The following is a 25,320-nucleotide window of genomic DNA, read 5'->3' on the forward strand; positions in this document are numbered from 1 at the left end:
ATCCGCTCGCGGCGGCGCACGCGGAGGGGGCCGGTCGCAGGACCGGCCCCCGTTGAGGGTGGGTGGTGCGAGCGCTCAGCTGGCCGCGATGGAGACCGAAGCGGTTGAGACACTGCCCCCGAGGATGGGGCTCACCAGAGCGGACGAGCACGAGGGCCGGTTCGCCGTGACGTTCGGGATCGCCAGTGGCGAGTTGCAGCTCGGCTGGTTGACGGTCAGGGTTGCCGCGCCGAAGCCCGTCCTCGCCGTGATCCGCCACGCGTCACCCAGGGTGCCGATCAGCAGGATGCTGCCCGACGGACGAGCGAGGGTGACGTTGCAGGTCGGCGTGCCCAGGATCACCGTGCCACCTGGCCAGTGCTGCGCGAAGTCATTGTCCTTGATCCCGGTGATCGTGTTCGTCAGCGTCGTGGACGAGCAGGTGGGTGGTGGTGTCGCCCCGCTGCACACCAACGTGCCGGCCAGCGAGAAGCCGGTCACGGACTGCCCGGTCGGACACGTCAGCCCGGCCAGCCCCGTGATCCCCGGCGCGCCCTGCGGTCCCATCGCTCCAGCAGGTCCGGCAGGTCCGGCAGGTCCGGCAGGTCCGGCAGGTCCAGTCGCTCCAGCAGGTCCGGCAGGTCCGGCAGGCCCGGCCGGTCCGGTCGCGCCCATGGGGCCAACAGGTCCCGCAGGTCCAGTCGCGCCGACGGGCCCGGCAGGTCCGGCGGGGCCAGCAGGTCCGGCGGGGCCTTGGATGCCCTGCATGTTCCAGGAGATCGGGACCTCCGAGGGTCGGCACTTCTGGCTCCCTTGAAGCAGCCGGAGCATCCCCTGGTTCTTCTGGTAGCAGGCCTTGATGATGCCCGAGGCGGGCACGCTCTGAGCCGGCGGAGCCTTTGCGGCGACGACCTGCGCGCCGGTCACGAGCAGGACTGCGGAACCGATCACCGCCAAGGGAACTCGCCAGTTGGGTCGAGACATCGTGGATCCTTCCTGTCAGAAGGGTGCGTAGGATCCGGCCGATTACCGGATGCGTTGCGTCGCCCGCGTTGGACGCTACTCAGCGTCGAACGATCCTCCCTCCGTCAAAAGCGTGAGTCTGGTGAACTACGACAGCATTCATGGCCTTTCGCCTCGGTATGACCATGGTCGACACGTTTGCGGCACGACATGGTCGTGCGGCCTGGAAACTCATGGGTTCACAGGCGCCAGGGCCCTCGGGCCCCCAGATCCGTGGTTCTCGCGTTGTTGCCTAGGAGAGCCGCGCGACGCGGAAGACGACGTCGTATGCCGTGTCGCCGTCCGTCGGACCTGCACTCGCCCACAGGACGAGGTTGCCGGCGACGGCGGCGACCTCGCCGTGCACCGGCATACCGATCGCCACGAGGCGCTCGGCTTCGAGGTCGAGCGCCACCAGGTGACCGACGTTGGCGCCGTTGGTTGCGTGACCGGTCGTCTCGGAGAGGAGGATCCATCGGCCACCGATGGCGGCCACCGTCCCGGCTCGTTCGACACCCAGCTGCGGACGCCCGTCCGGCCCGAACACCACCACCTGGGACTGGCCACGGCACACGTACGTGACGACCAGGCGCGTGCCCGAGTAGCCGATGGCCGGGGCGCCATGGTCCGCCTCGCCCGGCTCGTCGCACCCTCGGGGCCGGGTGGTGGCCACGACGCGGGCTCGTCCATCGGTCGTGATGACGACGCGTCCCGAGCGGTCGACAGTGGCGAGGTCGCGACCGTGCCAGGCGAGCGCCATACCGCGCAGGCCCTGGACCACGGTGGGCGTCCCTCCGCGAGCAGCAGGGACCGACCACCACTCCCCCGGCGCCGGCGCAGCCGGGTTGAGGAGATAGACCGTGTCGTCAGGGCCGAGCACGGCCTGTCTGCCGAAGATCCGATCGGTCCCAGGCGGCTTGCCGATGCCCACGCGCGTCCACGTCCGGGTGGCGCGGTTGAAGCTCAGCACGGCGTCAGCCCAGGCTGTGCGGTTGTCCAGGTAGAGCAGCCGTTCCGCGGAGAAGTCCACCGGACGCGGTTGGCCCAGGTCCCATGGTGGACGGGGCAGCCAGTGGGTGTCCCCCGTCGCCAGGTCCAGCAAGCCGAACTCCGACAGGTCGCCCTGGTAGGTGTGCCGCGCGCGGACGACCAGCCCGTCCGTGGTGAGGCCGTCGTACCGGTCGTAGTCGAGCTCGTTCGCCGGGTCGAGCCGCGGCACACGGGTGGTCGCGAGGACCTCCGGAGCAACCCGGCGTGCGCCCTCCGCGTAGAGGGTTGTCGGGACCCTCAGGGTGTCCGGGCGCGCGGGCTGGACAGGTCCGGGGCGGCGCACGGCCCCGACGGAAGCCAGGGTGACGGCGACCGCCGTGGCGACCGACAGGGCGGCCACCCACGCACGCCTGACCCGACGGCGGTGCAGCCGCTGCACGCCCGCGACCATCACGCTCGGCAGGTCAACGGTCGCGGTGGGCGGTTCCTCCACGGCCTCGCGCAGGGCTTGGTGCAGCTGCGTCACCACGTCGTCGGCTCCCAGGTCGCCCGGAGGTCCGTCAGGAGCTCACCACCGTGTCTGCGGTAGGACTGCCTGAGGGCCTGCACTCCCCTGGCTGTCTGGCTCTTGACCGCGCTCTTGCGACAACCGAGCAGTGACGCGACCTCGTCGAACCCGAGGTCCTCGTAGTACCGCAGGACCACGCAGGCGCGCTGGGTGGTGGGCAGCTCGGCGAGCGCCTGCATCAGGAGGATCCGGTCGGCTGCCTCCAGCGTGGGGCCGTCCTCTCGCAGGTCGGTCGTCGAGTTCGAGGCCGGAACCCCACCGCTGGAACGCTTCCCCGCTGCGTCGATCGCGACACTGACCACGGTCTGACGGGCGAGGCGGTACTGGCGGGCGTCCTCGTCCGGGCGGGACCAGCCGACATACAGCCGGATGAGCGCCTCCTCGGTCAGGTCCGCCGCACGACGCCAGTCACCGCACATGAGGTAGGCGGTCCGCCGCATGCCGTCACTGGCGCTGGAGGCGAACTCCACGAACTCGCGCTCGTCGCGTCCGCCCATGTCGCGCCTCCCGGACCTGTCGACCAGTGACACGAGTCGACCCACGCAACAGCGTGCATCGCTCCGCAGCTCTTGCGCCAGCAGCACCTGGCCCAGACGGTACGGGACGACCGTCGTGGCGCCAGGCACGATGGCCGATGACACGACCCGCCAACCCGGGCCACCATGGACAGCACCAACGAAGCGGCCGCATGAGGAGGACCAGTGCTGTTCCACATCACGCAGGTTCACAGTCCCGAGCTTTGCCCGAGAGACGAGGGCGGCTCCAACTCGCTGTACGACGCCGACGTCGACGGAGTCACCATGATCGGTCGCTACGGCGCGAACGCCCAGCACACGCTCTTCCTCGTTGTGGAAGCCGAGGATGTCAACGCGGTCCACAAGTTCCTCTGGCCGGGCTTCAAGCGCTGCACCAGCACGATCACGCCGGTGAGCGAGATCCCAGTCCCCAAGAACTGACCGGCGCCTGGGCCAGCGGACTGGCGGCGCAAGCCGGTACTTGCCAAACTGGAAAGTTGGATGGACACTTTCCACTATGGAAAGTAACGCACGGTCCCAGGACCACGATGACGAGCCGAGCTCCGTTCTCGCGGCGGCAGACCGGGCGCGCGACCGCCTGACCACTGGCCTGCGGCTGCCCACCGGTCTGTTCCCCGCCCTGGCCATCGCGATCGCGGTCCAGGTCGGTGCCGCTGCCTATGGGATCGCTGCCCAGACGACGGCTGGGCTGGCGGTGGTCCTGGCTGGGGCGGCGTTGTTCCTCGGCGTTGCTGCGTTCATCCTGGTCCAGTTCCGGCGAGTCAACGGCGTCAGGGTCGACGGTGTGGCCAGCACGATCATCCTCGGAACGGGGACCGCGTCGACGCTGGTCTACATGGCCACGTTCGCGGTCGCGACCTGGGCTGCCTTCGAGTCACGCTGGTGGCTCGTCGGGACCGCGGCTGCGGCGGGCGGAGCTGCCTACTCGCTGAGCGCCCTCCACTGGTGGCGCGGCTACCGACGCAACCCGGTCGAGCGCACGGGCGGCGCCTCTCCCCGGACGCTCGCCCTCCTCGCCCTGGCAGCGTGCGTGGGGTTCGCCGTGCTGATGGTCGGCAGCTGATGCCCGAGCTCGACCCGTTGATCCACGCACCAGCCAGGCTCCAGGCCATGACGACCCTGTCCGCGGTGTCAGAGGCGGAGTTCGCCACGCTGCGAGCCGCCCTCGAGGTCAGTGACTCAGTGCTGTCCAAACACCTCTCGGCGCTGGCCGACGCCGGGTACGTCCGCATCCGCAAGGGCGTTCTCGCGGGGCGTCGCACTACGTGGGTGGCACTGACCTCCACCGGCCGGAAGGCGTTGCGCGACCACGTCGCAGCGCTGCGCCGGCTGATCGACATGGTCCCGTGAGGCACCCACCGACCGCAGTGAGAGCCCGACTCCAGCCGGGCCGGTGGGCTACGCGTTCTGCTCGAACGAGGCCTCGAGTGCGTCCAGGGTGGCGGTGCGCTCCTTGACCGCGATCCTCCGGAAGATCGGCGTGGCCAGACGATAGAGGCCATAGGTCTGCATCTTCGCGTGGTGCCGCACCACGGTCGCGTTCTCGCCCGCGCTCTGCAGTGAGTAACCGGGCCAACCCTCGGCCTTGAGCTTGCCGGACCGGGAGCTGTCCCACCAGTGGTGGACCAGGGTGTGCGGTGGCTGGAAGGCGACGATCTCGCCAGGTGTCGGACCGTATGTCGTGTCGTCGAGGAACGTGGTCCCCAGACCTGGCTCGCCGGGCGACGTCTGCTGCGTGTGCCGCAGGATGCTCCCCTTCTTGGGCATCCATTCGTTGTGCCCGTTGATGTCGGCCAGCCGCGCGAAGACCTCCTCGATGGATGACGCGATGGTGCGTTCGAGCTCGAACTCGATGACACCCATGGCACCAAGGATCGACCACTACCCCGCGGTCAACAACCCCGGCGCCGGGAGCGGGCGGCGGTTGACGCGAGGTGCACGAGCGCTGTCGCCGAGTCACGGATAGGGTCCCCGACCATGGACATGCTGAGGGGCGGGGAGATCGCCGAGGCCGGGCTGACGGACTGGCGCAAGCTGGCCCAAGGGCTGCATGCCCGCTACCTGGTCGACGACTTCGCCACCGGCGCGCGGTTCGTGGCGGCAGTGGGGGACGCAGGGGACGAGCTCGGGCACCACCCGAGGGTGTCGATGGGCCAGGGGTACGTCGACCTCAAGCTGAGCAGTCCCGACGCCATCTACCGCGACGACGAGGGCAGCGAGTACGTCGTCGAATGGGTGACCCAGCAGGACGTCGACCTCGCGCGGCGGATCACCGAGATCGCCGGCGACCACGAGATCAACGCCGACCCCACCTCGGTGAGCGTCATCGAGCTCGGCCTCGACACGGCCGACTCCGCGACCATCGCCCCGGTGTGGGCCGCTTTGCTGACCGGGAACGCCGAGGCGCAGGGCCACGGGTCCCCCAGCGACGAGATCCGGGACGCCACGGGACGCGTGCCGAACCTGTGGTTCGGGGAGGCCGACGAGGACGAGACCCCACGTCAGCGGTTCCACGTCGAGGTCTACGTCGCGCCCGAGGTGGCCGAGCAGCGGATCGCCGCAGCCGTCGCCGCGGGTGGGACCGTCGTCGACGACAGCGAGGCGCCGTCACTCACCGTGATCGCCGACCAGGACGGCAACACCGGAGTCGTGTGCGTCGACGCGGCTGCCGCGACCAAGGACTGAACCGGCTGCCGTGACCGCTACCGGCAGCCGAGGTCGTCAGGTCGTCGGATCAGGTCGTCGGCATCGGGTCGTCTGGCCGGGACCACGCAATCGCGATCAACCGCCGCAGGACGTCGACATCGATGTCGCTGAGCTTCTTCTTGACGTAGACGCAGCCCGCGCCCTCCGTGTACGTCCCCAGCGACGGCAGCAGGTCAGCGCCCTCGGGCAGGTCCTTCAGGCCGTACAGGGACAGCTGGGCCTTGCGTGGCGAGAACCCGGCCTTCGGCCAGTCACCCTGCCTGCGCGGATCGGAGGGTGACACGTAGCGATAGCTGCCGTAGCCGACGATCGACGGACCCCACAGGACTGGCTCAGCGCCCGTGACTTCCTGGAAGATCTGGGCCAGGCGCAGACCGTCCTCCTGCCGGCGAGCAGGGGTGGCCGCCTGCAGGAACTGCTCCACGCTCGCGCCAGTCGCCACCGTCTTCTGTTCACCCATGGCCTCAGTCTGGCACTCGCTCGCTACCCGCCCCGCAGCTTTGATCTGCCGGATGGCGGCGATGCAGAACAGGGCCAGCCCGATCGGCGGGATCAGGCTCACGACCACGAACCAGACGAGGGGTCGGTGCCCACCCCAAGGCTTCCCGACGTCGCCGGACCACATCCTGGCAACGAGCGCGATCGCGGTCGCCGTCACCAGCACCGCGAGTGTGCCCCACCAGTTGACCGAGAAGGACGCATCGCAGACCACGGTGGCGCAGTCACCGTCCACGTCTCACCGTGGCCCTGCCTGGCCGAAACACGCCCTTCGCGAAGTCACCGATGCAGCGGGCGCACGGGTCAGATCGGTGCCGAATACGGGACTTGAACCAGTAGGAGGCTCTTCCCAGTCCCGAGTCGCGAAACAGAGTATGGCTCAATGTGGGCCGGCATCACCCTACGGGTAGACATGTCTACGTGTTGTCGCGCCCTGTCGAGCGACTGGGGCTTCCAGTTGGCAGGACTGCTTCCGAGCCACGCTGTGTCAACGGGCCCGATGACTTCCCAATCCAGCGCGGGCGATGGTCTTGCGCTCGCGCCGGCTGTCCCCCGGTCGGGCCGGCGAAGGGGGACGGCAGCCCCGGGGGCTGGTGCAGGAAGGAGACTGCAAACTGGCTGAGGCACCTCGACATGGCGCCTGTTGCCGAGTGCCTGCGTCTTTGACCAAAAGCGCAGGGCTGGTCAGCTAGGCGAAAATGGCAGGGAGATGCGGCCCAGGGCCACCCCATCTCGCACAAGCGCTGCCGCTGCGAACGTGGCTGCGAACTGCCAGTGTTTCTCGCGATGTGGTTCGGCGAAGTCTGCTATTCCGCGCACTACGAGCCAATCGGCCAAGCCGAGTTCGCGCACTGAAGCGGCAAAGCCGGCGCCCTCCATCTCCGCGGCCAACAACCGGCCATGCCGTTCCTCTCGTCCACGGACCAGGCTGCTGTCTTCGATGAGACGACTCCCGGCGAAGATGACACCCATCTTGACGTCGGGAAGGCCATGGTCGCTGTACCTGAGAGGTAAATGCGCGATCTCGGGTAGTCGAGTATTCATTGCCAAGAGCTGGGCTCGCACCCTCTGGCCCCACTCAGGGTCGACCGTGGACAGTGTGGCCAGTTTCGTCCACACCGCGTCGCGGGGCGCAAAGGTCTTCGGGATAGGTACGATGCCGTCCAGTCGAAGTTTTTCGAAGTCTGCAGCCCAGACCTGCTGACCCACGACGACGTCACCCAGCGAGACTTCCCCACGCACTCCTGCCGCCATCCCCACGAGCACCGGCAGACGCACCTTCAGGCTCGTGAACAACTGGGCGGTCTTCAGGGCCGATTCAACGTTGCCATCAGTGCCGATGTTGGCGATTGCAAAGCTGGTCCCTTGGTGTTCAGTCATCCACGCCTCTCCCCCACCTGGTAGCGCCCTTGGCGCTGCAGGGAATGAGAAGCCGAAGGCACTCAATACCGCCTCGTGTTCCACCTTCTTGACAGTCAGAATCAGAACATCGACGGAGACGTGCCGCTGCTGTGTCGATTCGATGGCCACCCTCAGACCTTCTTCCTGCCTTATGAAGTCGGCACGCGTATCGGACCCAAGTCGGTCGAGAACAGCTCTTCCCAGGGCCCGGCCGACGTCGTCTCCGGCGGCGCAGAGGGCAGCAGCACACATCCTTGCCGACGCGGGCTGCAGGTCAGCCAAGGACCCAAGCAGTCGCTCGAGGAACAGCATTTTGGACGAGCCGTCTATCCCTGCGACGGCGTCAGACAGGGCGGCGATCTCGATGGTGGCCGGATCCGGTTCCCAAGTCACGACGGCTCAGTCCGAAGTATCGGCGACCACGAGAACAAGGACACAGATGGGCGTGATTGCGCAGGACCATCCTGTGTGCTGATGACGGTGGCTTCCGCGTCGCAGGGGCGCCCCCGCTGCTCCCTCACCCGTGCCGAGATCGCGTCTAAGGTCCCTCCGGTGATGCGGGACTCATCAACGGCCACTATGTATGCGCGCTCGTAGGCTCGAATTGCCTCGACAGCCGTCTCGTTCAGGGGGACTCGGCCGAGAATCTCATCCCTGGATATGGTCACGGCCCGCAGGTCCGGGATTCTCTTAGCGTGCTCCATTAACCGCGGGGACGCGTTAGCCTCGTCTGGCGCCACCAACAGGAGCTTGATGGGTTCGCACTGCAGCGTTGCGCAGACTTCCCGAACCAGCAAGTGCAGCAGCCAATGCGCATCCCAGTCTTCCATTTCCGCCAGTTGCGGATACCAGCGAACACCCGGTCTGCCGGTCGGAACGGGATGCTCTGCTCCAGCTCCGTAGTGGGCGAGCAGACTCCACAGACCGACGCGGGTGAACTCCTCCCCGTCCATTGACATGGGACCTGACTCGTTCAGCGTCTTGGCGGCACGCACGCTCCAGTGCTCCGCCTCCAGGCTGTCTATGGGTGCGTCGAAGAAGTAGTCCACGTGCTGCTTGGCACCGCGCGAGACGGTCATGCTTCGCCACCAGGACCCGGACGGCCCTTCGGTAGAAAGCATCGACGAGTCCGCGATTACAGCCAGCAGAGCGAAGTCATCGCAGCCCATCTGGTGCAGCACGGCCTCGACTTCGCCGTGCGTGAGGCCATCGCGGTATGCGGGTAGAAATACACCGACACGGGAAGAGCGGTCGCGCACCCGTTCGCGCGCCTCGGCCACCAACGGGATGAGTGCATCGTCCACATCACTGTCGTCTTCGAGGTCGAGATGCGCGACGCTCGCCCAGGGCAAACCCGTCAGGGCATTCACCTCAACGATCGCGGGTTCGAGCCATCCCGGTCGTGCATGGTCGGAGTAGATGAGCACATCTATGTCGTTCTCTTCCACGTACCCCTGAATGAGCTTGGCGAGCATCCCGTACGCGATCTCGCTGAACAGCGAGTATTGGTACTGGAAGTACCTGGTCTGCAGCCTTCCGGGGCGTTCAAAAACCCCCCGGCGGCGAACGAATCGGGGAACGAATGACGACAGAAGGCTCGGATGCGCGGCCGAAGCGAACGCCTCCAAGCGTGCACGGACTTCGGGCGACTCAACGGTCGCGCCAATCGCCTCTCCGTGCTGGTCAATGAACTGGATCTCGGTGGTTGGGGCTCCGACCGTGAACAACCCGTAGAGGCGCTCCCCGGGCCCGGGCACGGTCTCCATGTGCACGAAAACCCGAGACGTGTCGCTCATATGCAGGCGCACGTTTGCCAGCGCTCGGTACAGGATCCACTCCGGGACCGCGTACAAGCTCACAACTCGCGGGTGGGCGAAGTCGATGAGAACGAGATCCACGTCACGCAGGACCGCATGGATGGCCGCCTCCACCCTGCCGACCACGTCGTCGTCGTGCGGAGATGCGTCCAGTGCGATCGTCACCAAACTGGTGTCGAGGCCCTCCACGGAGGAACCGACAATTGCCTCCATCAACTCAACAAGACGAGAGTCCGGTGGACCTTCACCCACGGCTGAAGCTGGACGCACCTTAAGGACGCGATATCGGACGCGGCTCATGGCGTCAGCTTCAGTGGCAGTGTGACTTGAAGCAGATTTCCTTGGATGTGCCACATCTGCTCTGGTACGGCCGACACATGGAAGTCATAGGTTGAGACGGGCGCGTCGTGCGCTCGAGTCGCAGTGAGGCGCAGATTCCCGCTTCGGTACTCGAGGCGTCCATAGTTGGAGTCGAGTGCGGCCCTGCGGATGATGGCTAACCCCACGCCACCAGCTGTCCGGGCGGAGGCCGTGTCTTGGCGGTTGCGCCGCGCCGCGTTCGCCGGGTCGGAGGTAACACCCAGCATGAATGCGGCGCACGTCAACAGGGCCGCGCTGCGTCCTTGCGGACTGGCAAACCCGCGCTCGTTTTGGTCGGTGAGCTCCACGCGCCCGTAGCCTCCCGCAACCTCTTCCAACCGAACGCGGAAGACAGCGCCTTCACGACCGAAATGGCTTGAGGTGATGGGCTGGCTCCTGTCCAGGGCACCGCCCAAGGTTGCCGAGATAGGCGCGCCGTTGTCCCAGATACTGAACTGAAGTTCCGTAGGTGCCTCACCATGCAACTGGTCATCGGGTGTGACTTGCAGCCGTGGGCGGAAGTGAGACGACGTCGCCGCCAGCGTGGCCAACGGGTGCGCGGATGCGTTTAGAACGGCTTCGCGAACCACATCCGCCAACTGTGACCCAGCCGCCCGACCCAGAGTCCGTTCCACGACCGCTTGGAAGTTGCGTAACAGGAACCTTTGAGAGGCCACGGCGGCGTCGGACCAAGGGTCTTTGGATAGCCGGATCGGTGTGATTGCCAGGCTGCGGAGGAGCGTAACCGGTTGAGGCGTCCCATCCGGCCCCGTGATGACGGACACATATCGGGGACGCACGGCGAAGTCACGGGAGGCGAGCAGGTCCAGCGACTTTGGCGTAAAGATTGGCGACTCCGGCGACACTTCCCCGAGGAAGTCAGGGAACTTCCACGCGCGGAGAAAATCAAGGACGCTGTCGTTGTCCGGCAATTCCAGCTGCGTCCTCCAGCCTTGCTCCCTGCGGTCAGCGACAAGGCCTGCCAACAGGAGGAGGCAATCATGGTCTATGAAAGAAGCCTTCGACAGATCCAGAACAAGATCGCTCATGGCGCCACCCGAGCTGTGGATCTCGTGTGCAACCCTGTCCAGGGCGTGCGCGTCGATCACGTTCCGTCGCTTGTACCAGTCGCGAGGTTGCACGCTGATGACCGCCCGCGCTTCGCCCACGCCGCCCCCCGTCTCTCTGACGTACTGCGATCACAGTACTGGCCCGAACTTGATCGCGGGTGTTCAGCGTTCATTCTGATCGCACTCGCCGGGATCCGAGGGCACTCGGACGACGCCCGTGATGTGGGCTGCGGCCCCAGCCCCACTCGGACCGAATGCACTCGGAACTCGAGATCACCGCCGCTCGTAGACCCATCGCACACGGGGCCCATCACGTAGTCATGGAGTTCCGTACGTCACGGGAGGACAAGCATCACGATTCGCGAGGAGACCCCTCTTCCGAAGGCCGGCCCGGCGCTACCTTATGACCCGATTGGCAGCCTCGACGTCTCCTGGGGCTTGGGCATCAAGAGAGGCATGTTTGCATGATCTCCCGGCCGAGCGATCCACGGCGCCCACTTGTCGCGCTGCGACCATGGTTCTGATTCTTCGGCCCTAGTTCCGGAGTCCCGAGGGATGTGGAGCGGTAGCGACAACTCGTACTTCGCGTGAACGGCCGCATGGCGGAGGTGGAAGAGCTACTTGAACCACCGCTGGTGGACTGAGTCACCGCTCGGCGCACGTCGCGCCTGCTGCGCTACTTGACCGTGGTCCGGGCCGCGGCAGCCCACTCGAACCATTCGTCGAGGGTGGGGCCGTCGGGGGCTCCGGCAGGCGAGGTGAAGCCGTTACCGGGGACCCCGCCGTCCGGGTGCAGCTCCCCGCCGCGATCACCATGCCCATGAACTGCCGGGCCTGGGCCCGGTCCCGAAAGCCTCCGCCAGGGCGCGGCCGTCCTGTCGCCAGCGGACCCGGTAACGACCACGCCTCTCCGTCCCCCGACGGTCGGCGTGTGCGCGGCGGCACCGACCACTCCGGAGTTCGCCGCCGGCCGCAGCCTTCGGCGGGTGGTGGACAGCGTGTAGACACCGCCCACCATCGGTGGTTGTTCCGCTGGTCAGATCGGTGCCGAAGGCGGGACTTGAACGAGTAGAAGCTCCTCAGAATCCCGAGTCGCGATACAAAGTATGGCTCGATGTGGGTCGGCATCACGGTATGGGTGGACATGTCCACGGGCGCATCCCTGGGTGTTGCCAATCCGCGCCCCAGCGATCTGACTCCCAAACGCCTGCCCATTCTCGACGCCGCAAGGCGCGTCACAGCGCCCCTATGGGCGCCCATCGGCCCCGGCTGCGTGAAGACCATTGACCACACTGGAAGTCCAATGCTCAAATCTGTCGATTCGAGCGCATAACGCCGCGTACCTGTAGCAATCTATAGCCGGACACCAGTGCCCCAAACGTCCTCGAGTGGGAGGCCACGAACTGATGAGCTTCAGCGCTGCAAGGCTGACGTGCTTTGCGCTCCTCTCGGCGTTGGAGGAGGATCTTAGAAGTGAGATTGAGGCCGTCGCCTCAGCGGACGATCTGACGCAACTGCTGGGCAGCGAACGAGCAGAGCGCGTCCAGAAGCGGCGGGCACGGGGACAGGGCGGCCGGGCAACTGACTCACTGGCGGCACTCTTGCCGTACTTGGACTTCGCGGACGCATTCGAAATCCTCAGCAAGTACCAAACTCAGCTGGCCGCAACCCTATCCGTGCAACTCGATGCCCTGCGGCCCCGTCATGAGCGCCTGGTCGCGGTTCGAAATCGCGTCGCCCACTCCAGGCCGATGGAGATCGACGACCTTCCGAATGTGCTCGACGCGAGCGACCTCCTGGTGCACAAGCCCGGCGAACATTGGCCTCACCTCACCACGACCGTCGATCGCTTGGCTGCCGACCCGTCCCACGTACTCGCGCTCACTGTTGACCTCGTTTCAGACCAGGATTCGGCTCCGCAGAACAACCTGCCCGTACCAGACTTCGATGAGACCGGCTTCTTCGGGCGGCGTGCGCAGCTGGACCGGATCAAGCGTGCTATCAAGGGCGCCTACCCCGTGGTCTCGATTTTGGGCGATGGAGGCATCGGCAAGACTTCGCTAGCGCTGAAGGTCGCCTACGAGCTCCTGGATGATCCAAAGCAACAGTTCGACGCGTTCGTCTGGGTCACGGCGAAGGCCACTGTTCTAACCGTCAACGAGATTCGCAGGATAAGCGATGCGGTCCAGGATTCGCTCGGACTCTTCGCCCTGGCAGCCAAGGAGCTGGGTGGCGAGAGCGCGACGACGGACCCAACCACCGAACTGCTCTCATATCTGGAGACTTTCAAGGTCCTACTGTTCCTCGACAATATGGAAACCGTCCTCGATCAGCGACTCCGCGATTTTCTCCTTGACCTTCCCTTGGGAAGCAAGGTCGTCATAACGAGTCGCATCGGTCTGGGCATCGAGAACCCGGTCCAACTTGCGCCGCTCACCCACGACGAATCGGCGAATCTGTTGCGTGCTGTGGCGAGAATCCGTCAAGTCGAATACCTACGGTCGCTGCCGCAGGACAAGATTTTGGATCTAGCGGACGCTATGGGTGGGCACCCCGCCTACATAAAGTGGTTCGTCTCGGGCGTCCAAGCTGGGCGCCGCCCAGAAGAACTGTTGGCGGACAACGCATTGCTTCTGGACTTTTGTATGTCGAACGTCTATGAGTACCTTGACGAACCAGCGCGCGCGGTACTGAGGTCAATGCAGGCGCTGCCCGGGCCCAAGACTCAGGCAGAACTCGCCTTCATCAACGATTGCAACGCCAAACAAATTCAGAGCGCCCTCTTGGAACTAATCACGACAAACTTCGTTCAGATGCAGAGTCTTTCGCCGTCTCAACTCTTGGAGACGACTTACCAGTTGAGCGATTTCGGCAAGCAGTACCTTGACCAGTCGCACCCTGTCGCGGCCGATGAGCAGTCTTGGCTGCTTGATCGCCACAGGCAGTTGACGGAACTTGGTGACACGCTACGCCAAGAAAATTCCGCGTCGCCATTCGATCCTCGGACTATTGATGTCCGTGGATCTGGTGACTTCCACGTGGCTAAGCTCTTGCGCGATGCAGTCCTAGCTATGCAAGGAGGCGACTCAGAGGTCGCGATCGGGCTTTGCCGCGAGGCCCAGGTTCTTGCCCCGACGTATCACGAGACGTGGCGCGTCGAAGCCTATGTTGAGGACGCGCGAGGAGACTATATGGCTGCAGCGACGGCATATGAGCGTGCCGCGGAACTGGCTCCGGCCTCGGAACCCCTCAACTACTTTTACGGCGCATTCTTGGTACGGCACGGAACCTCCGTCTCACAAGGTCTTCGCCATCTCCAACGAGCCGTGAACGCAGCTAAGCCGGAGGTTGCAGTCCTTGCTGAGATCGCAAGTACCCACGTCCGCCTGAGCGACTGGGCTTCGGCCATTGCGACTGCGCAGCATGCGGTCGAAGTGGGCCGGCTTCAGCCGCGCGAAACCTCCAGCGTGGTGCTCACAGGTCTGCGGGCGGCGGTTTTGGGGACGCGCACCTACTTCGAGGCCAGGGCTTTCGGTGCCGGGCTCGAGTTGGTCGAGGACGCAATTCCGCTCTGCGAGGCCGCCACGCGAGAGTACCCGGCGGACCTCGCGTTCGACCGAATGCTTCAGTTGCGGGAGCTGTGCGCGACCGCGGCCGGCGGCGCACCCGAAGACTTCGTGGCTCGCAAAGGGGCAGACTTTGTTAGCAGGTTCGACGACTTTGCCGAGAGACGTGACCCGCTTCGAGGAGTTCGTCGGCTGGGGCTCGTGAAGACACTAGTCGACGAGAAGTTCTACGGATTTATCAGAGCCGGTCGTCGCGACTACTTCTTTCATATCCGTGACTTGGCGCACCAAGACGACTGGCACATCTTGGCGGAAGGGTCAACGGTCGCGTTCCGACCCATCGAAAACCATCCTCGCGGTCCACGTGCAGGCGAGCCAATTCTCTTGGATTGAGTACCGCCCGTTGCCACTGCCTCAGGGTCTGCTCACCGGACGAGTCGTCCAGCGGTGCGGTGCCGGTCCAGGACGCGAACCGGTTGCGGTCGGCGAAGCGGGCGACGTCACCGACGTCGGCCAAGACCTGCGCCGCGACGCCGGGTCCGACGCCTTGCAGGTCCATCAGGTGCGAGCCGCGGGCGCGCACGATCGCCTTGAGCGCGGCGGTGGCCATACTAAACTTCGCCTCAACCGCGACCAGGTCGGCCACCTCCTCGACCGCGATCCCGCGGCGCGTATTCCCGGCGATGTCACGCGGGCGCACCGAGGCCAGCATGCGTTGGCCTGGCCCGTCGTAGGGTCCCTCTTCGCCATTCCTGGAAGGGGTTCCGCCAGCAGGACTTGCAACCGGTCGACGGTTTGGACCCGTCGCCGGGTCAATGCCTCGCGGCTCTCGACCAGCATCCGCAACGCCTCCAGGTCACCGCCGACCTGCAGCACCGGAGGCCCTGGTGCGCACCTCGACCATGGCGATCGAATGCGCGTCGTGGGCGTCGGTCTTTCGGTTGTGGCCGGTGTCGAACAGCCGCACCCGGGCGGCCAGCTCCGCCGGGGCATCAGCGGCTGCTCGCCGGACTCGAGCAGCCGCTGCGCCAGCGGGCGCCCGACACCGTTCGCGCCCTCAACAGCCCAGGTCCGATCCGGCCACGCCTTGGCGAACGCGCGCATCGCGGTGAAGCCGGCACGGTCCGTGCTGAACCGCCCTGAGCCGAGCGGCTGTTCGCGTTGGTCCACGACCTCGATCGTCGCCGACAGCTTGTGGGGATCGTCCACGATGCTGACGTGCTCCATGTGCTGCTCCCGCCTGTGCTCGATCCGGTCTGCGGCCCGTAGGTCACCGGACGAGGCGTGGCTGAAGAAGGGACTGCCTAGCTCGTATTAGTTAGTAGCACTGCCCACCTCGCCAGCCACCACGCGAAAGTGAGCACACCAACGACAGCGGGCGGGCAGCCGCATGGAGAGCTGTCCCCGATCACCTGGACCGAGTCTGGCCAGACACCGGCCCTACGTGAACCGTCTAGTAGCCGCAACTGGAGCGCCGCCCGCCGCCCCGGTTGCTGCCGTGTTGCTTCGCCTGGATTCTCTCCCAAGCTAGAGGGCGGTTGACCTGAGCCCGTCGGATGCTCCCCTCCGAAAATTCTGCGGCTCTTGGTTTGTCGAGCAGTCATCCGATATCGAACGGCCTATGCCCTTGTCCTCCGGCCAAAAGCGAAGGCGGCGGGAAGTAGGCCGAAGAACCCGCCTGATCCGAGCAGAGAGAGATCAACCACGGGCGTTACCCAGGTACGCCGCCGTGGGTACTCCAGAACGTACTGAAGGTCCAGTCCGCCGGAACCTATCGACCAAGAGCGTTCCCCCAACCGGCCCTCGGCGGGGGGAGGGAACGAACTCGACAACACAGCGTCTTCGCCTGTCGCTAGTGACACGCGGAGGGGCATCGCGACTCGGCTCGAACCTTCATCCCGAAATGGTGGCATCAAGTCTGAGACTGGTTCCACCGCCTCGAATCTCAGCCAGGCCCCTGTGCGTCCTATGCCGGCAGGCGCCTTGTGTTCGTCGTTCCAACGAAACCGGAGGTCGAAGAAGACTTGAGGAACCTCACCCACCTGGGGAATTGAGCACGAAACCACCGTCGCGCCGTCTGCGTTATGACGCACCTCGGGATCCACCGTGTGAAACACCTTCCCGTCCCACCAGGCTGCGCACGCCCCCTTCCCCCCGGTCAGGGACGTTCCAGAGTTGTCAACGGTAGACCCGCGTGGCAGCTGCATGGTCACAAGGGCCGACCGATTGACGTTGACGCGCCACAGACCGGGCGCGTCCAGGAGAACAAGGGTTAGCCGCCCAGTTGTGGTTGCAAGTCCGGGTTCAATCGTTAGATTCCAACGTCCGATCGATTCTGGGACAGCGTTTGTGGTTGCTGGCGAGGCGTCGGGATCAGGCGATAGTGCGGCCATGGTGGCCCCGTCCCCATAGACGCCCAGCACGTTGTCGCTAATCTGATCGTCGTTCGGAGTCATGGGTACGGCAGCTTCTGCCGTCCTGACTTGAAGGGTTACAAGCAGTAGACCGGCCGCAAGCACAAGGCATGCCACGAATGGCAGCCATCGAGCCCAATGGCTTCTGAGACTGCCTACACCCAATCGAGACCGTGTCGAGCGATCCATCGTTGCTTGTCGACGAGAGTGTCCAGCCAACTTGCCTCGGCGGGCTCGTTGGTTGGTCGGGCGCATCTCCACAGGCTATGACAACCGCCAGGCAGCGTGGCTTGAACGATTCCTTCGTCTGGCGCCCATTCGTAAGTCGACCACCGAAACCACCAACCCGAAGCAGGCTGGCGAACTGGTTTCGGGGCGGTCAGCCCGTCCCGGACGGCGTCGTTCATCACTCCGGAGACGTGCCGTGCACGTTGTGGACGGTCTTGTTCGACACCGGCTGGTCGGCCAGCTCCTGTGCGCGGCGGAACCAACCACCCCGGACTTCGCCGACGGCCTCGGCCTTGGGCGGGTGTGGACAGCGTGCGGACACGGCCACCACCGGTGGTCGTTTCCGCAGTTCAGTCAGGTGCCGAAGGCGGGACTTGAACCCGCACGCCCTTGCGAGCAGAGCATTTTGAGTGCTCCGTGTCTGCCATTCCACCACTTCGGCTCGCGCCGCCGTCCCGAGTCACCGGGGTCGGCAGCGCGCGGCAAGCATAACGGGCGGCGACCCGCACCCGTGCCGGTGGCACACCGCCAACCACGCGAGCCGGGAAAGGCTCAGCTGTCGTCGAGGTCCTCGTAGGCGGGCGCGACCTTGTTGATGGCATCGCCCATCTTGTGCACCCGCAACGCGTTGGTCGAGCCGGGGATGCCGGGGGGCGAGCCGGCCACGATGACGACGAGGTCGCCCTCCTGCGCCCGACCACTCTCGAGCAGGCTGAGGTCGACCTGCCGGGCCATCTGGTCGGTGTGCCGCGCCATCGGCACGAGGAAGGTCTCGATCCCCCACGCCAGCGCGAGCCGCGACCGGGTGTGCTGCTCAGGTGTGAAGGCGAGCATCGGGATCCGCGGCCGGATGCGCGACATCCGCTTGGCGGTGTCACCGGACTGGCTGAACGTGATGAGGTACTTGGCGCCCAGCAGCTCGCCGATCTCGACTGCGGCCGCCGACACGGCGCCACCCATGGTGTGCGGCTTGGTGCCGAGCGGAGGGATCCGCTCGAGCCCGTGCTCCTCGGTGCTCTCGATGATCCGCGCCATCGTCTGGACCGCGACGATCGGGTATGCACCCACGCTGGTCTCGCCGGACAGCATGAGCGCGTCGGCGCCGTCGAGGACGGCGTTCGCGGCGTCGGACGCCTCGGCCCGGGTGGGGCGCGGATTCTCGATCATCGACTCGAGCACCTGGGTCGCGACGATGACCGGCTTGGCCTGGCGCCGGGCCATCTCGATCGCGCGCTTCTGGACCAGCGGGACGTCCTCGAGCGGCAGCTCGACCCCGAGGTCGCCGCGCGCGACCATCACGCCGTCGAAGGCCTGGATGATCTCGCTGAGGTTGTCGACTGCCTGCGGCTTCTCGATCTTGGCGATGACAGGCAGTCGCACGCCGACCTCGTCCATGACCTCGTAGACGTCCTGCAGGTCGGCCGCGGACCGCACGAACGACAGCGCGATCATGTCGGCGCGCAACCCGAGCGCCCAGCGCAGGTCCTCCTTGTCCTTCTCGGACAGGGCGGGCACGGACACGGCGACACCGGGCAGGTTGATGCCCTTGTTGTTGGAGACGGTGCCCCCGACGGTCACGACGCAACGGACGTCGGTGTCGGTGACCTCGGTCGCCCGCAGCGCGACCTTGCCGTCGTCGATCAGGAGGCTGTCACCGGACTGCACATCGCCCGGCAGTCCCTTGTAGGTCGTCCCGACCTGGTCCTTGTCGCCGTCGACCTCACGGGTCGTGATGGTGAAGGAGTCGCCCTCGGCGAGCACCACCGGCCCACCGGAGAACCGGGTGGTGCGGATCTTGGGGCCCTGCAGGTCGACCAGGATGCCGACGGCGTGACCGCTCTCGTCACTGGCCTTGCGGATCTCGCGGTAGATCGCCTCGTGGTCGGAGTACTCACCGTGCGAGAGGTTCAGGCGGGCGACGTCCATGCCCGCTGCGACCAGCTCGCGGATCCGTTCAGGGGTCGATACTGCGGGGCCCAGGGTGCAGACGATCTTGGCGCGACGCATGGCTCAAACCCTATCGGTCGACCCTGCCCGAACGTGACCCCGGTCACCCTGCGGACAGCCGCGCGTCCGGGGTATGCCGGAGCCCCCGCAGGCGCGAACGTCACCGCCCCAGGCTGCCGGGTCCCCCGGCCGAGACCGCCGCTCGTCAGACGACGAGCGGTCGGTCGGTCGGGTTGACCGGACGCGGCAGCGCGGTCTGGCCGGTGAGGTAGGCATCGACACCCGCAGCCGCCGAGCGGCCCTCGGCGATGGCCCACACGATGAGCGACTGACCGCGTCCGGCGTCGCCCGCGACGAACACCCCGGGCACCGAGGACATGTAGTCCTGGTCGCGCCTGACATTCGACCGCTCATCGAGCTCGACCTCGAGCTGCTCGACGACCCCGGCACCCTGCGGGCCGAGGAAGCCCATCGCCAGGAGCACGAGCTGCGCGGGCAGCACCCGCTCGGTGCCCTCGACCTCCTCGAACCCCTTGTCGCCCATGCGGACGTCGGCAACCCGGATGCCGCTGACCTTGCCGTCCTCGCCGAGGATCTCCTTGGTCGACACGGCATACACGCGGTCACCGCCCTCCTCGTGGGCGGAGGCGACGCGGAAGAGCATCGGGTAGGTGGGCCACGGCTGGCCCGCCACCCGCTCCTCACCCGGCTGCGGCATAATCTCGAGGCTCGTGACCGAACGCGCGCCCTGGCGGTGCGACGTGCCGATGCAGTCGGCCCCGGTGTCGCCACCGCCGATGACGATGACGTCCTTGCCCTCGGCCGTCACCTGGCCCTCGACGCTCTCGCCGAGCGCGACCCGGTTGGCCGGCGGCAGGAAGTCCATCGCCTGCATGACGCCGTCGAGCTCGCGACCCGGCACCGGCAGGTCGCGCGGCACGGTGGCGCCGATCGCCAGGACGACCGCGTCGTAGCGGTCGCGCAGCTGCTTGCCGGTCACGTCGCCACCGACGTCGACGCCGCTGCGGAAGCGGGTGCCCTCGGCCTCCATCTGGGCGATCCGGCGGTCGAGGACGGACTTCTCCATCTTGAACTCGGGGATGCCGTAGCGGAGCAGGCCGCCCGGCTTGTCGGCGCGCTCGTAGACCGCGACGGTGTGCCCGGCGCGGGTGAGCTGCTGGGCGGCAGCGAGCCCGGCAGGGCCCGAGCCGACGACGGCGACGGTCTTGCCGGAGAGCCGGTCGGGTGCCTGCGGCTGGACGTACCCGGAGTCGAAGGCCCGGTCGATCGTCGTGACCTCGATCTGCTTGATCGTGACGGCCGGCTGGTTGATGCCGAGCACGCACGCGGTCTCACACGGAGCCGGGCAGAGACGACCGGTGAACTCCGGGAAGTTGTTGGTCGCGTGGAGCCGCTCGATGGCCTCGCGCCAGTCGCCCTTCCAGGCCAGGTCGTTCCACTCGGGGATGAGGTTGCCGAGCGGGCAGCCGCTGTGGCAGAACGGGATGCCGCAGTCCATGCAGCGGCCGGCCTGGCGCTGGAGCTGTCCGAGCTCCTGCTCCTCGTAGACCTCTTTCCAGTCCCTGATGCGCACCGGCACCGGCCGACGGGCCGGCAGCTCGCGCTCGCGGGTCTTCAGGAATCCTTGCGGGTCAGCCACGGGAGGCCTCCATGATCCGCTCCCACACCTCGGAGCCGTTGACGTCGAGTCCCTCCGCCTCAGCGGCGGCGCGCACGTCGAGGACGCGCTGGTAGTCGCGGGGCAGGACGAGCGTGAAGCGTGTCCGCGCTGCCTCCCAGTCGTCGAGCAGGCTTGCGGCGACAGGCGACTCGGTCCACCGCACGTGCGCGGCCAACAGCTCGCGGACGACGGTCTCGTCGTCGGGGCGCAGGCCGGACAGGTCGACCAGCTCGGCGTTGACGCGCTCGTGGTCGAGGTCGAGGACGTACGCGACACCGCCGGACATGCCGGCCGCGAAGTTGCGCCCGGTCGGACCGAGGACGAGCACCGTGCCACCCGTCATGTACTCGCAGCCGTGGTCGCCGACGCCCTCGACGACGGCAGAGGCACCCGAGTTGCGCACGCAGAACCGCTCACCCACCATGCCGCGCAGGAAGATCTCACCCGTCGTCGCGCCATACCCGATCACGTTGCCGGCGATGACGTTCGCCTCGGCCTGCAGCGGCGCCGACCGGTCGGGCCGCACGACGATGCGCCCACCCGACAGACCCTTGCCGACGTAGTCGTTGGCGTCACCGAGCAGCCGCAGGGTGATGCCACGCGGCAGGAACGCGCCGAGCGACTGGCCGGCCGAGCCCACCAGGGTGAGGTCGATCGTGTTGTCGTCGAGGCCGTCGGGGTGGGCCTTGGTGACCTCGTGACCCAGCAAGGTGCCGATGGTGCGGTTGACGTTGCGGACCGCCACCTCACCGGTGACCGGCGTCCGGTCGTTGATCGCCTCGCGGGCGATGGTGATCAGGTGGTGGTCGAGGGCCTTCTCGAGGCCGTGGTCCTGCCCGGTGGTGTTGCGCCGGGCCGAGCCATCGGGGCTCTCGACGTCGGTGAAGATCGGCGACAGGTCGAGGCCGGAGGCCTTCCAGTGCTCGATCGCCTTGCGGGCGTCGATGGCCGAGACCTGGCCGACGGCCTCCTCGATGGAGCGGAAACCCAGCGCCGCGAGGTGCTCGCGGACCTCCTGGGCGATGTACTCAAAGAACGTCTCGACGAACTCGGGCTTGCCGGAGAAGCGGGACCGCAGCTCGGGGTTCTGGGTGGCGATGCCGACGGGACAGGTGTCGAGGTGGCAGACCCGCATCATGATGCAGCCCGACACCACGAGCGGCGCCGTCGCGAAGCCGAACTCCTCCGCGCCGAGCAGCGCCGCGATGACCACGTCGCGCCCCGTCTTGAGCTGGCCGTCGCACTGGACGACGATCCGGTCGCGCAGGCTGTTGAGCACCAGCGTCTGCTGGGTCTCGGCCAGCCCGATCTCCCACGGACCACCGGCGTGCTTGAGCGAGGTCAGCGGTGAGGCGCCGGTGCCACCGTCGTGGCCCGAGATGAGCACGACGTCGGAGTGCGCCTTCGAGACACCGGCGGCGACGGTGCCCACGCCGATCTCGGAGACGAGCTTGACGTGGATCCGGGCCTCGGGGTTGGCGTTCTTGAGGTCGTGGATCAGCTGCGCGAGGTCCTCGATCGAGTAGATGTCGTGGTGCGGCGGCGGGCTGATCAGGCCGACGCCGGGGGTGCTGTGCCGGGTCTTGGCGACCCACGGGTAGACCTTGTGGCCGGGCAGCTGGCCGCCCTCGCCAGGCTTGGCGCCCTGGGCCATCTTGATCTGGATGTCACCGGACTTGGTGAGGTAGAGCGAGGTCACCCCGAAGCGTCCCGAGGCCACCTGCTTGATGACCGAGCGTCGCTCGTCGTCCATCAGCCGCTCGACGTCCTCGCCACCCTCGCCGGTGTTGGAGCGCCCGCCGATCCGGTTCATGGCGATGGCCAGCGTCTCGTGGGCCTCCTGGCTGATCGAGCCGTACGACATGGCGCCGGTGTTGAACCGCTTGACGATGTCGGCGATCGACTCGACCTCGTCGATCGGCACGGGCGGCCGGTCCGCCGACTCGGTGAACTCGAACAGGCCCCGCAGCGTCATCAACCGCTCGGACTGCTCGTCCACCCGCTGGGTGTACTGCTTGAAGATGTCGTAGCGCCGCTGCCGCGTCGAGTGCTGCAGCCGGAAGACGGTGTCGGGGTCGAACAGGTGCGGCTCGCCTTCTCGGCGCCACTGGTACTCGCCGCCCACGCCGAGCTTGCGGTGCGGGAGCCGCACCCCGTCCGGCGGGTATGCCGCGGCGTGCCGTGCCGCCGTCTCCGCCGCGATCACGTCGAGCCCCACTCCCCCGAGCTGGGAGACCGTGCCGGTGAAGTACCGGTCGACGAGCTCCTGGGAGAGGCCGAGGGCCTCGAAGACCTGGGCGCCGCGGTAGGACGCGACGGTGGAGATGCCCATCTTGGACATCACCTTGAGCACGCCCTTGCCCAGCGCCTTGATGAGGTTGGCGACGGCCTTCTCGGCGGTGACGCCCTCGATGGCGCCCGACCGCACCAGGTCCTCGACGGACTCCATGGCGAGGTAGGGGTTGACGGCGGCGGCGCCGTAACCGATGAGCAGCGCGACATGGTGCACCTCGCGCACGTCGCCCGCCTCGACGACCAGGCCGACCAGGGTGCGGGTCTTCTCGCGGATGAGGTGGTGGTGCACGGCCGACGTGAGCAGCAGCGACGGGATCGGCGCATAGTCGCGGCCGGAGTCGCGGTCGGACAGGACGACGAAGCGCGCTCCCCCGTCGATCGCCTCGGACACCTCGGTGAAGATCTCCTCGAGCCGCGCGCGCATGGCAGCGGCCCCGCCGGTGACGTCGTAGAGCCCGCGCACCACGTGGGTGGCGTAGCCGGGCAGGTCGCCGTCGGCGTTGACGTGGACGATCTTGGCGAGCGCGTCGTTGTCGATGACCGGGAACGGCAGGACCACCTGGCGAGCGTGCGCCGGCGACGCGGCGAGGGCGTTGCCCTCGGGGCCGATGACCGTGCCCAGAGAGGTGACGAGCTCCTCGCGGATCGCGTCGAGCGGCGGGTTGGTCACCTGGGCGAACAGCTGGGTGAAGTAGTCGAAGACCAGCCGGGGCCGGTCGGACAGCACCGCGATGGGCGTGTCGGTGCCCATCGAGCCCAGCGCCTCGCCGCCGGTGCGGGCCATGGGGGTCAGGAGGATCTTGAGCTCCTCCTGGGTGTAGCCGAAGGTCTGCTGGCGTCGCGCGACGGACGCCGCGGTGTGGACGATGTGCTCGCGCTCGGGCAGGTCGTCGAGGTGGATCAGGCCGGCGTGCAGCCACTCGTCGTAGGGGTGCTGGCTGGCCAGGGACGCCTTGACCTCGTCGTCCGACACGATGCGTCCGTGCTCGGTGTCGACGAGGAACATCCGACCCGGCTGCAGGCGCCCCTTGCGGACCACCCGCGTCGGGTCGAGGTCGAGGACGCCGGACTCAGAGGCCAGCACGACGAGCCCGTCGTCGGTCACCGAGTAGCGACCGGGGCGCAGGCCGTTGCGGTCGAGCACGGCACCGATGAGCGAGCCGTCGGTGAAGGTGACGCAGGCCGGCCCGTCCCACGGCTCCATGAAGGTGGAGTGGAACTCGTAGAAGGCGCGCCGGGACGGCTCCATCTCCTCGTGGTTCTCCCACGCCTCGGGGATCATCATGAGGACAGCGTGCGGCAGCGACCGCCCACCGAGGTGCAGCAGCTCGAGGGCCTCGTCGAAGGACGCCGAGTCGGAGGCGCCCGGCGTGCAGATCGGGAACAGCCGCTCGAGGTCGCCGGGGATGACGTCCGAGACGAGCTGGCTCTCCCGCGCGGACATCCAGTTGCGGTTGCCCTTGACGGTGTTGATCTCGCCGTTGTGGGCGATGAGGCGGTACGGGTGGGCCAGCGGCCAGCTGGGGAAGGTGTTGGTCGAGAACCGCGAGTGCACCAGGGCCAGCTGGGTCTCGAACCGGCGGTCGGACAGGTCGGGGAAGAACGGCTCGAGCTGACCGGTCGTGAGCATGCCCTTGTAGACGAGGGTGCGACAGGACAGCGACGGGAAGTAGACCTCGGTCTCCTTCTCGGCGCGCTTGCGCAGGCAGAACGCGAGCCGGTCCAGGCCGATCCCGACCATGCGGCCCGCCGCGGCCGAGACGAACAGCTGACGGAAGAACGGCATGCAGTCGCGGGCGGTCTGGCCCACCAGCTCGGCCGCGATCGGGACGTCGCGCCAGCCGAGGACGTTGAGGCCCTCCTCGCCGGCGATGGCCTCGATCCGGGCCACGGTCTCGGCGCGCTCGGCCCCGTCCTGCGGGAGGAAGGCCAACCCCACGGCATACGCACCCGACACGGGGAGGTCGAAGTCGACGACCTCACGGAAGAAGGCGTCCGGCACCTGGGTGAGGATGCCCGCGCCGTCGCCCACCATGGGGTCGGCACCCGTCGCACCGCGGTGCTCGAGGTTGCGCAGAGCGGTCAGGGCGTGGTCGACGATGTCGTGACCCGCGCTTCCCCTCATCGTGGCCACGAGGGCGACGCCACAGGCGTCGTGTTCGTGCTCACGGCGGTACAGCCCCGTGTCAGCGGGCTGGGCGGAGAAGCGCGCGAAAGTCACGTTCGGGTCACCGTCCTCGGGGGAAATAGGGCGTCAAGAGG

The 25,320-nt window shown here is 67.0% G+C and carries 16 protein-coding genes, 1 tRNA gene and 1 pseudogene; 5 read left to right on the top strand and 13 right to left on the bottom strand.

Annotated elements, in window-relative coordinates:
• Positions 1-75: 75 nt before the first annotated feature.
• The 3 genes from AC1DV7_RS05415 to AC1DV7_RS05425 form a co-directional block, all read right to left on the bottom strand.
• Positions 76-546: a hypothetical protein gene (locus tag AC1DV7_RS05415; protein WP_477595345.1), complete on the bottom strand. Its 471-nt coding sequence runs from the start codon at positions 544-546 to the stop codon at positions 76-78.
• Between the two features lie 688 nt (positions 547-1,234).
• On the bottom strand, positions 1,235-2,500 hold the full coding sequence (locus AC1DV7_RS05420) for a hypothetical protein (protein WP_477595347.1): 1,266 nt from the start codon (positions 2,498-2,500) through the stop codon (positions 1,235-1,237).
• Positions 2,494-3,036, bottom strand: a complete 543-nt coding sequence (locus tag AC1DV7_RS05425) for a sigma-70 family RNA polymerase sigma factor (RefSeq protein WP_477595349.1) — start codon at positions 3,034-3,036, stop codon at positions 2,494-2,496. The genes AC1DV7_RS05420 and AC1DV7_RS05425 overlap by 7 nt, the downstream gene beginning before the upstream one ends.
• A 204-nt stretch (positions 3,037-3,240) precedes the next feature.
• Between AC1DV7_RS05425 and AC1DV7_RS05430 the strand changes: the two genes are divergently transcribed.
• The 3 genes from AC1DV7_RS05430 (at position 3,241) to AC1DV7_RS05440 (ending at position 4,425) form a co-directional block, all read left to right on the top strand.
• Positions 3,241-3,495 carry a DUF3303 domain-containing protein gene (locus AC1DV7_RS05430; protein ID WP_477595351.1) on the top strand — a complete coding sequence of 85 codons (255 nt, stop codon included), beginning with the start codon at positions 3,241-3,243 and terminating at the stop codon, positions 3,493-3,495.
• Positions 3,496-3,571: 76 nt separating this feature from the next.
• On the top strand, positions 3,572-4,138 hold the full coding sequence (locus tag AC1DV7_RS05435) for a hypothetical protein (protein WP_477595352.1): 567 nt from the start codon (positions 3,572-3,574) through the stop codon (positions 4,136-4,138).
• A complete protein-coding gene (locus tag AC1DV7_RS05440; RefSeq protein ID WP_477595354.1) occupies positions 4,138-4,425 on the top strand; it encodes a transcriptional regulator in 288 nt (95 codons plus the stop codon). Before AC1DV7_RS05435 ends, AC1DV7_RS05440 begins: the two co-directional genes overlap by 1 nt.
• A gap of 48 nt (positions 4,426-4,473) precedes the next feature.
• Here the strand turns inward: AC1DV7_RS05440 and AC1DV7_RS05445 are convergent, their stop codons facing one another.
• Entirely contained in the window at positions 4,474-4,938 is a 465-nt protein-coding gene (locus tag AC1DV7_RS05445) for an SRPBCC family protein (RefSeq protein WP_477595356.1), read from the bottom strand.
• Between the two features lie 114 nt (positions 4,939-5,052).
• Here AC1DV7_RS05445 and AC1DV7_RS05450 point away from each other — a divergent pair, with 114 nt between their 5' ends.
• Positions 5,053-5,760, top strand: a complete 708-nt coding sequence (locus tag AC1DV7_RS05450; protein WP_477595358.1) for a 4a-hydroxytetrahydrobiopterin dehydratase — start codon at positions 5,053-5,055, stop codon at positions 5,758-5,760.
• Between the two features lie 49 nt (positions 5,761-5,809).
• Here AC1DV7_RS05450 and AC1DV7_RS05455 read toward each other — a convergent pair whose 3' ends face one another.
• The 4 genes from AC1DV7_RS05455 to AC1DV7_RS05470 form a co-directional block, all read right to left on the bottom strand.
• Positions 5,810-6,514, bottom strand: a complete 705-nt coding sequence (locus tag AC1DV7_RS05455) for a DUF1801 domain-containing protein (RefSeq protein WP_477595360.1) — start codon at positions 6,512-6,514, stop codon at positions 5,810-5,812.
• 449 nt (positions 6,515-6,963) lie between these two features.
• Positions 6,964-8,073 (bottom strand): 5'-methylthioadenosine/S-adenosylhomocysteine nucleosidase family protein, encoded by a 1,110-nt coding sequence (locus AC1DV7_RS05460; protein ID WP_477595362.1) that lies wholly within the window; start codon positions 8,071-8,073, stop codon positions 6,964-6,966.
• Positions 8,070-9,662, bottom strand: coding sequence for a hypothetical protein (locus tag AC1DV7_RS05465; RefSeq protein ID WP_477595364.1), 1,593 nt, complete (start codon positions 9,660-9,662; stop codon positions 8,070-8,072). Before AC1DV7_RS05465 ends, AC1DV7_RS05460 begins: the two co-directional genes overlap by 4 nt.
• 131 nt (positions 9,663-9,793) lie before the next feature.
• Complete coding sequence (locus AC1DV7_RS05470) at positions 9,794-11,026, bottom strand: hypothetical protein (protein ID WP_477595366.1); 1,233 nt, start codon at positions 11,024-11,026, stop codon at positions 9,794-9,796.
• A gap of 1,307 nt (positions 11,027-12,333) precedes the next feature.
• Here AC1DV7_RS05470 and AC1DV7_RS05475 point away from each other — a divergent pair.
• Positions 12,334-14,886 carry an NB-ARC domain-containing protein gene (locus AC1DV7_RS05475; RefSeq protein WP_477595368.1) on the top strand — a complete coding sequence of 851 codons (2,553 nt, stop codon included), beginning with the start codon at positions 12,334-12,336 and terminating at the stop codon, positions 14,884-14,886.
• A gap of 82 nt (positions 14,887-14,968) precedes the next feature.
• Here the strand turns inward: AC1DV7_RS05475 and AC1DV7_RS05480 are convergent.
• The 5 genes and pseudogenes from AC1DV7_RS05480 to gltB all read right to left on the bottom strand — a co-directional run.
• Positions 14,969-15,205: pseudogene (locus AC1DV7_RS05480) on the bottom strand (IS110 family RNA-guided transposase); the annotation flags it as partial.
• Positions 15,206-17,494: 2,289 nt separating this feature from the next.
• A tRNA-Leu gene (locus AC1DV7_RS05485) sits at positions 17,495-17,577 on the bottom strand.
• A gap of 110 nt (positions 17,578-17,687) precedes the next feature.
• A complete protein-coding gene (gene pyk, locus AC1DV7_RS05490; protein ID WP_477595370.1) occupies positions 17,688-19,142 on the bottom strand; it encodes a pyruvate kinase in 1,455 nt (484 codons plus the stop codon).
• 145 nt (positions 19,143-19,287) lie between these two features.
• The gene (locus tag AC1DV7_RS05495) at positions 19,288-20,742 is read right to left on the bottom strand and encodes a glutamate synthase subunit beta (RefSeq protein ID WP_477595372.1); all 1,455 of its coding nucleotides are present in this window, start codon (positions 20,740-20,742) and stop codon (positions 19,288-19,290) included.
• Positions 20,735-25,279: a glutamate synthase large subunit gene (gene gltB, locus AC1DV7_RS05500; protein WP_477595374.1), complete on the bottom strand. Its 4,545-nt coding sequence runs from the start codon at positions 25,277-25,279 to the stop codon at positions 20,735-20,737. The genes AC1DV7_RS05495 and gltB overlap by 8 nt, the downstream gene beginning before the upstream one ends.
• Between the last annotated feature and the right edge of the window lie 41 nt (positions 25,280-25,320).

The sequence above is a fragment of the Pedococcus sp. P2_E4 genome (genome assembly GCF_056403935.1).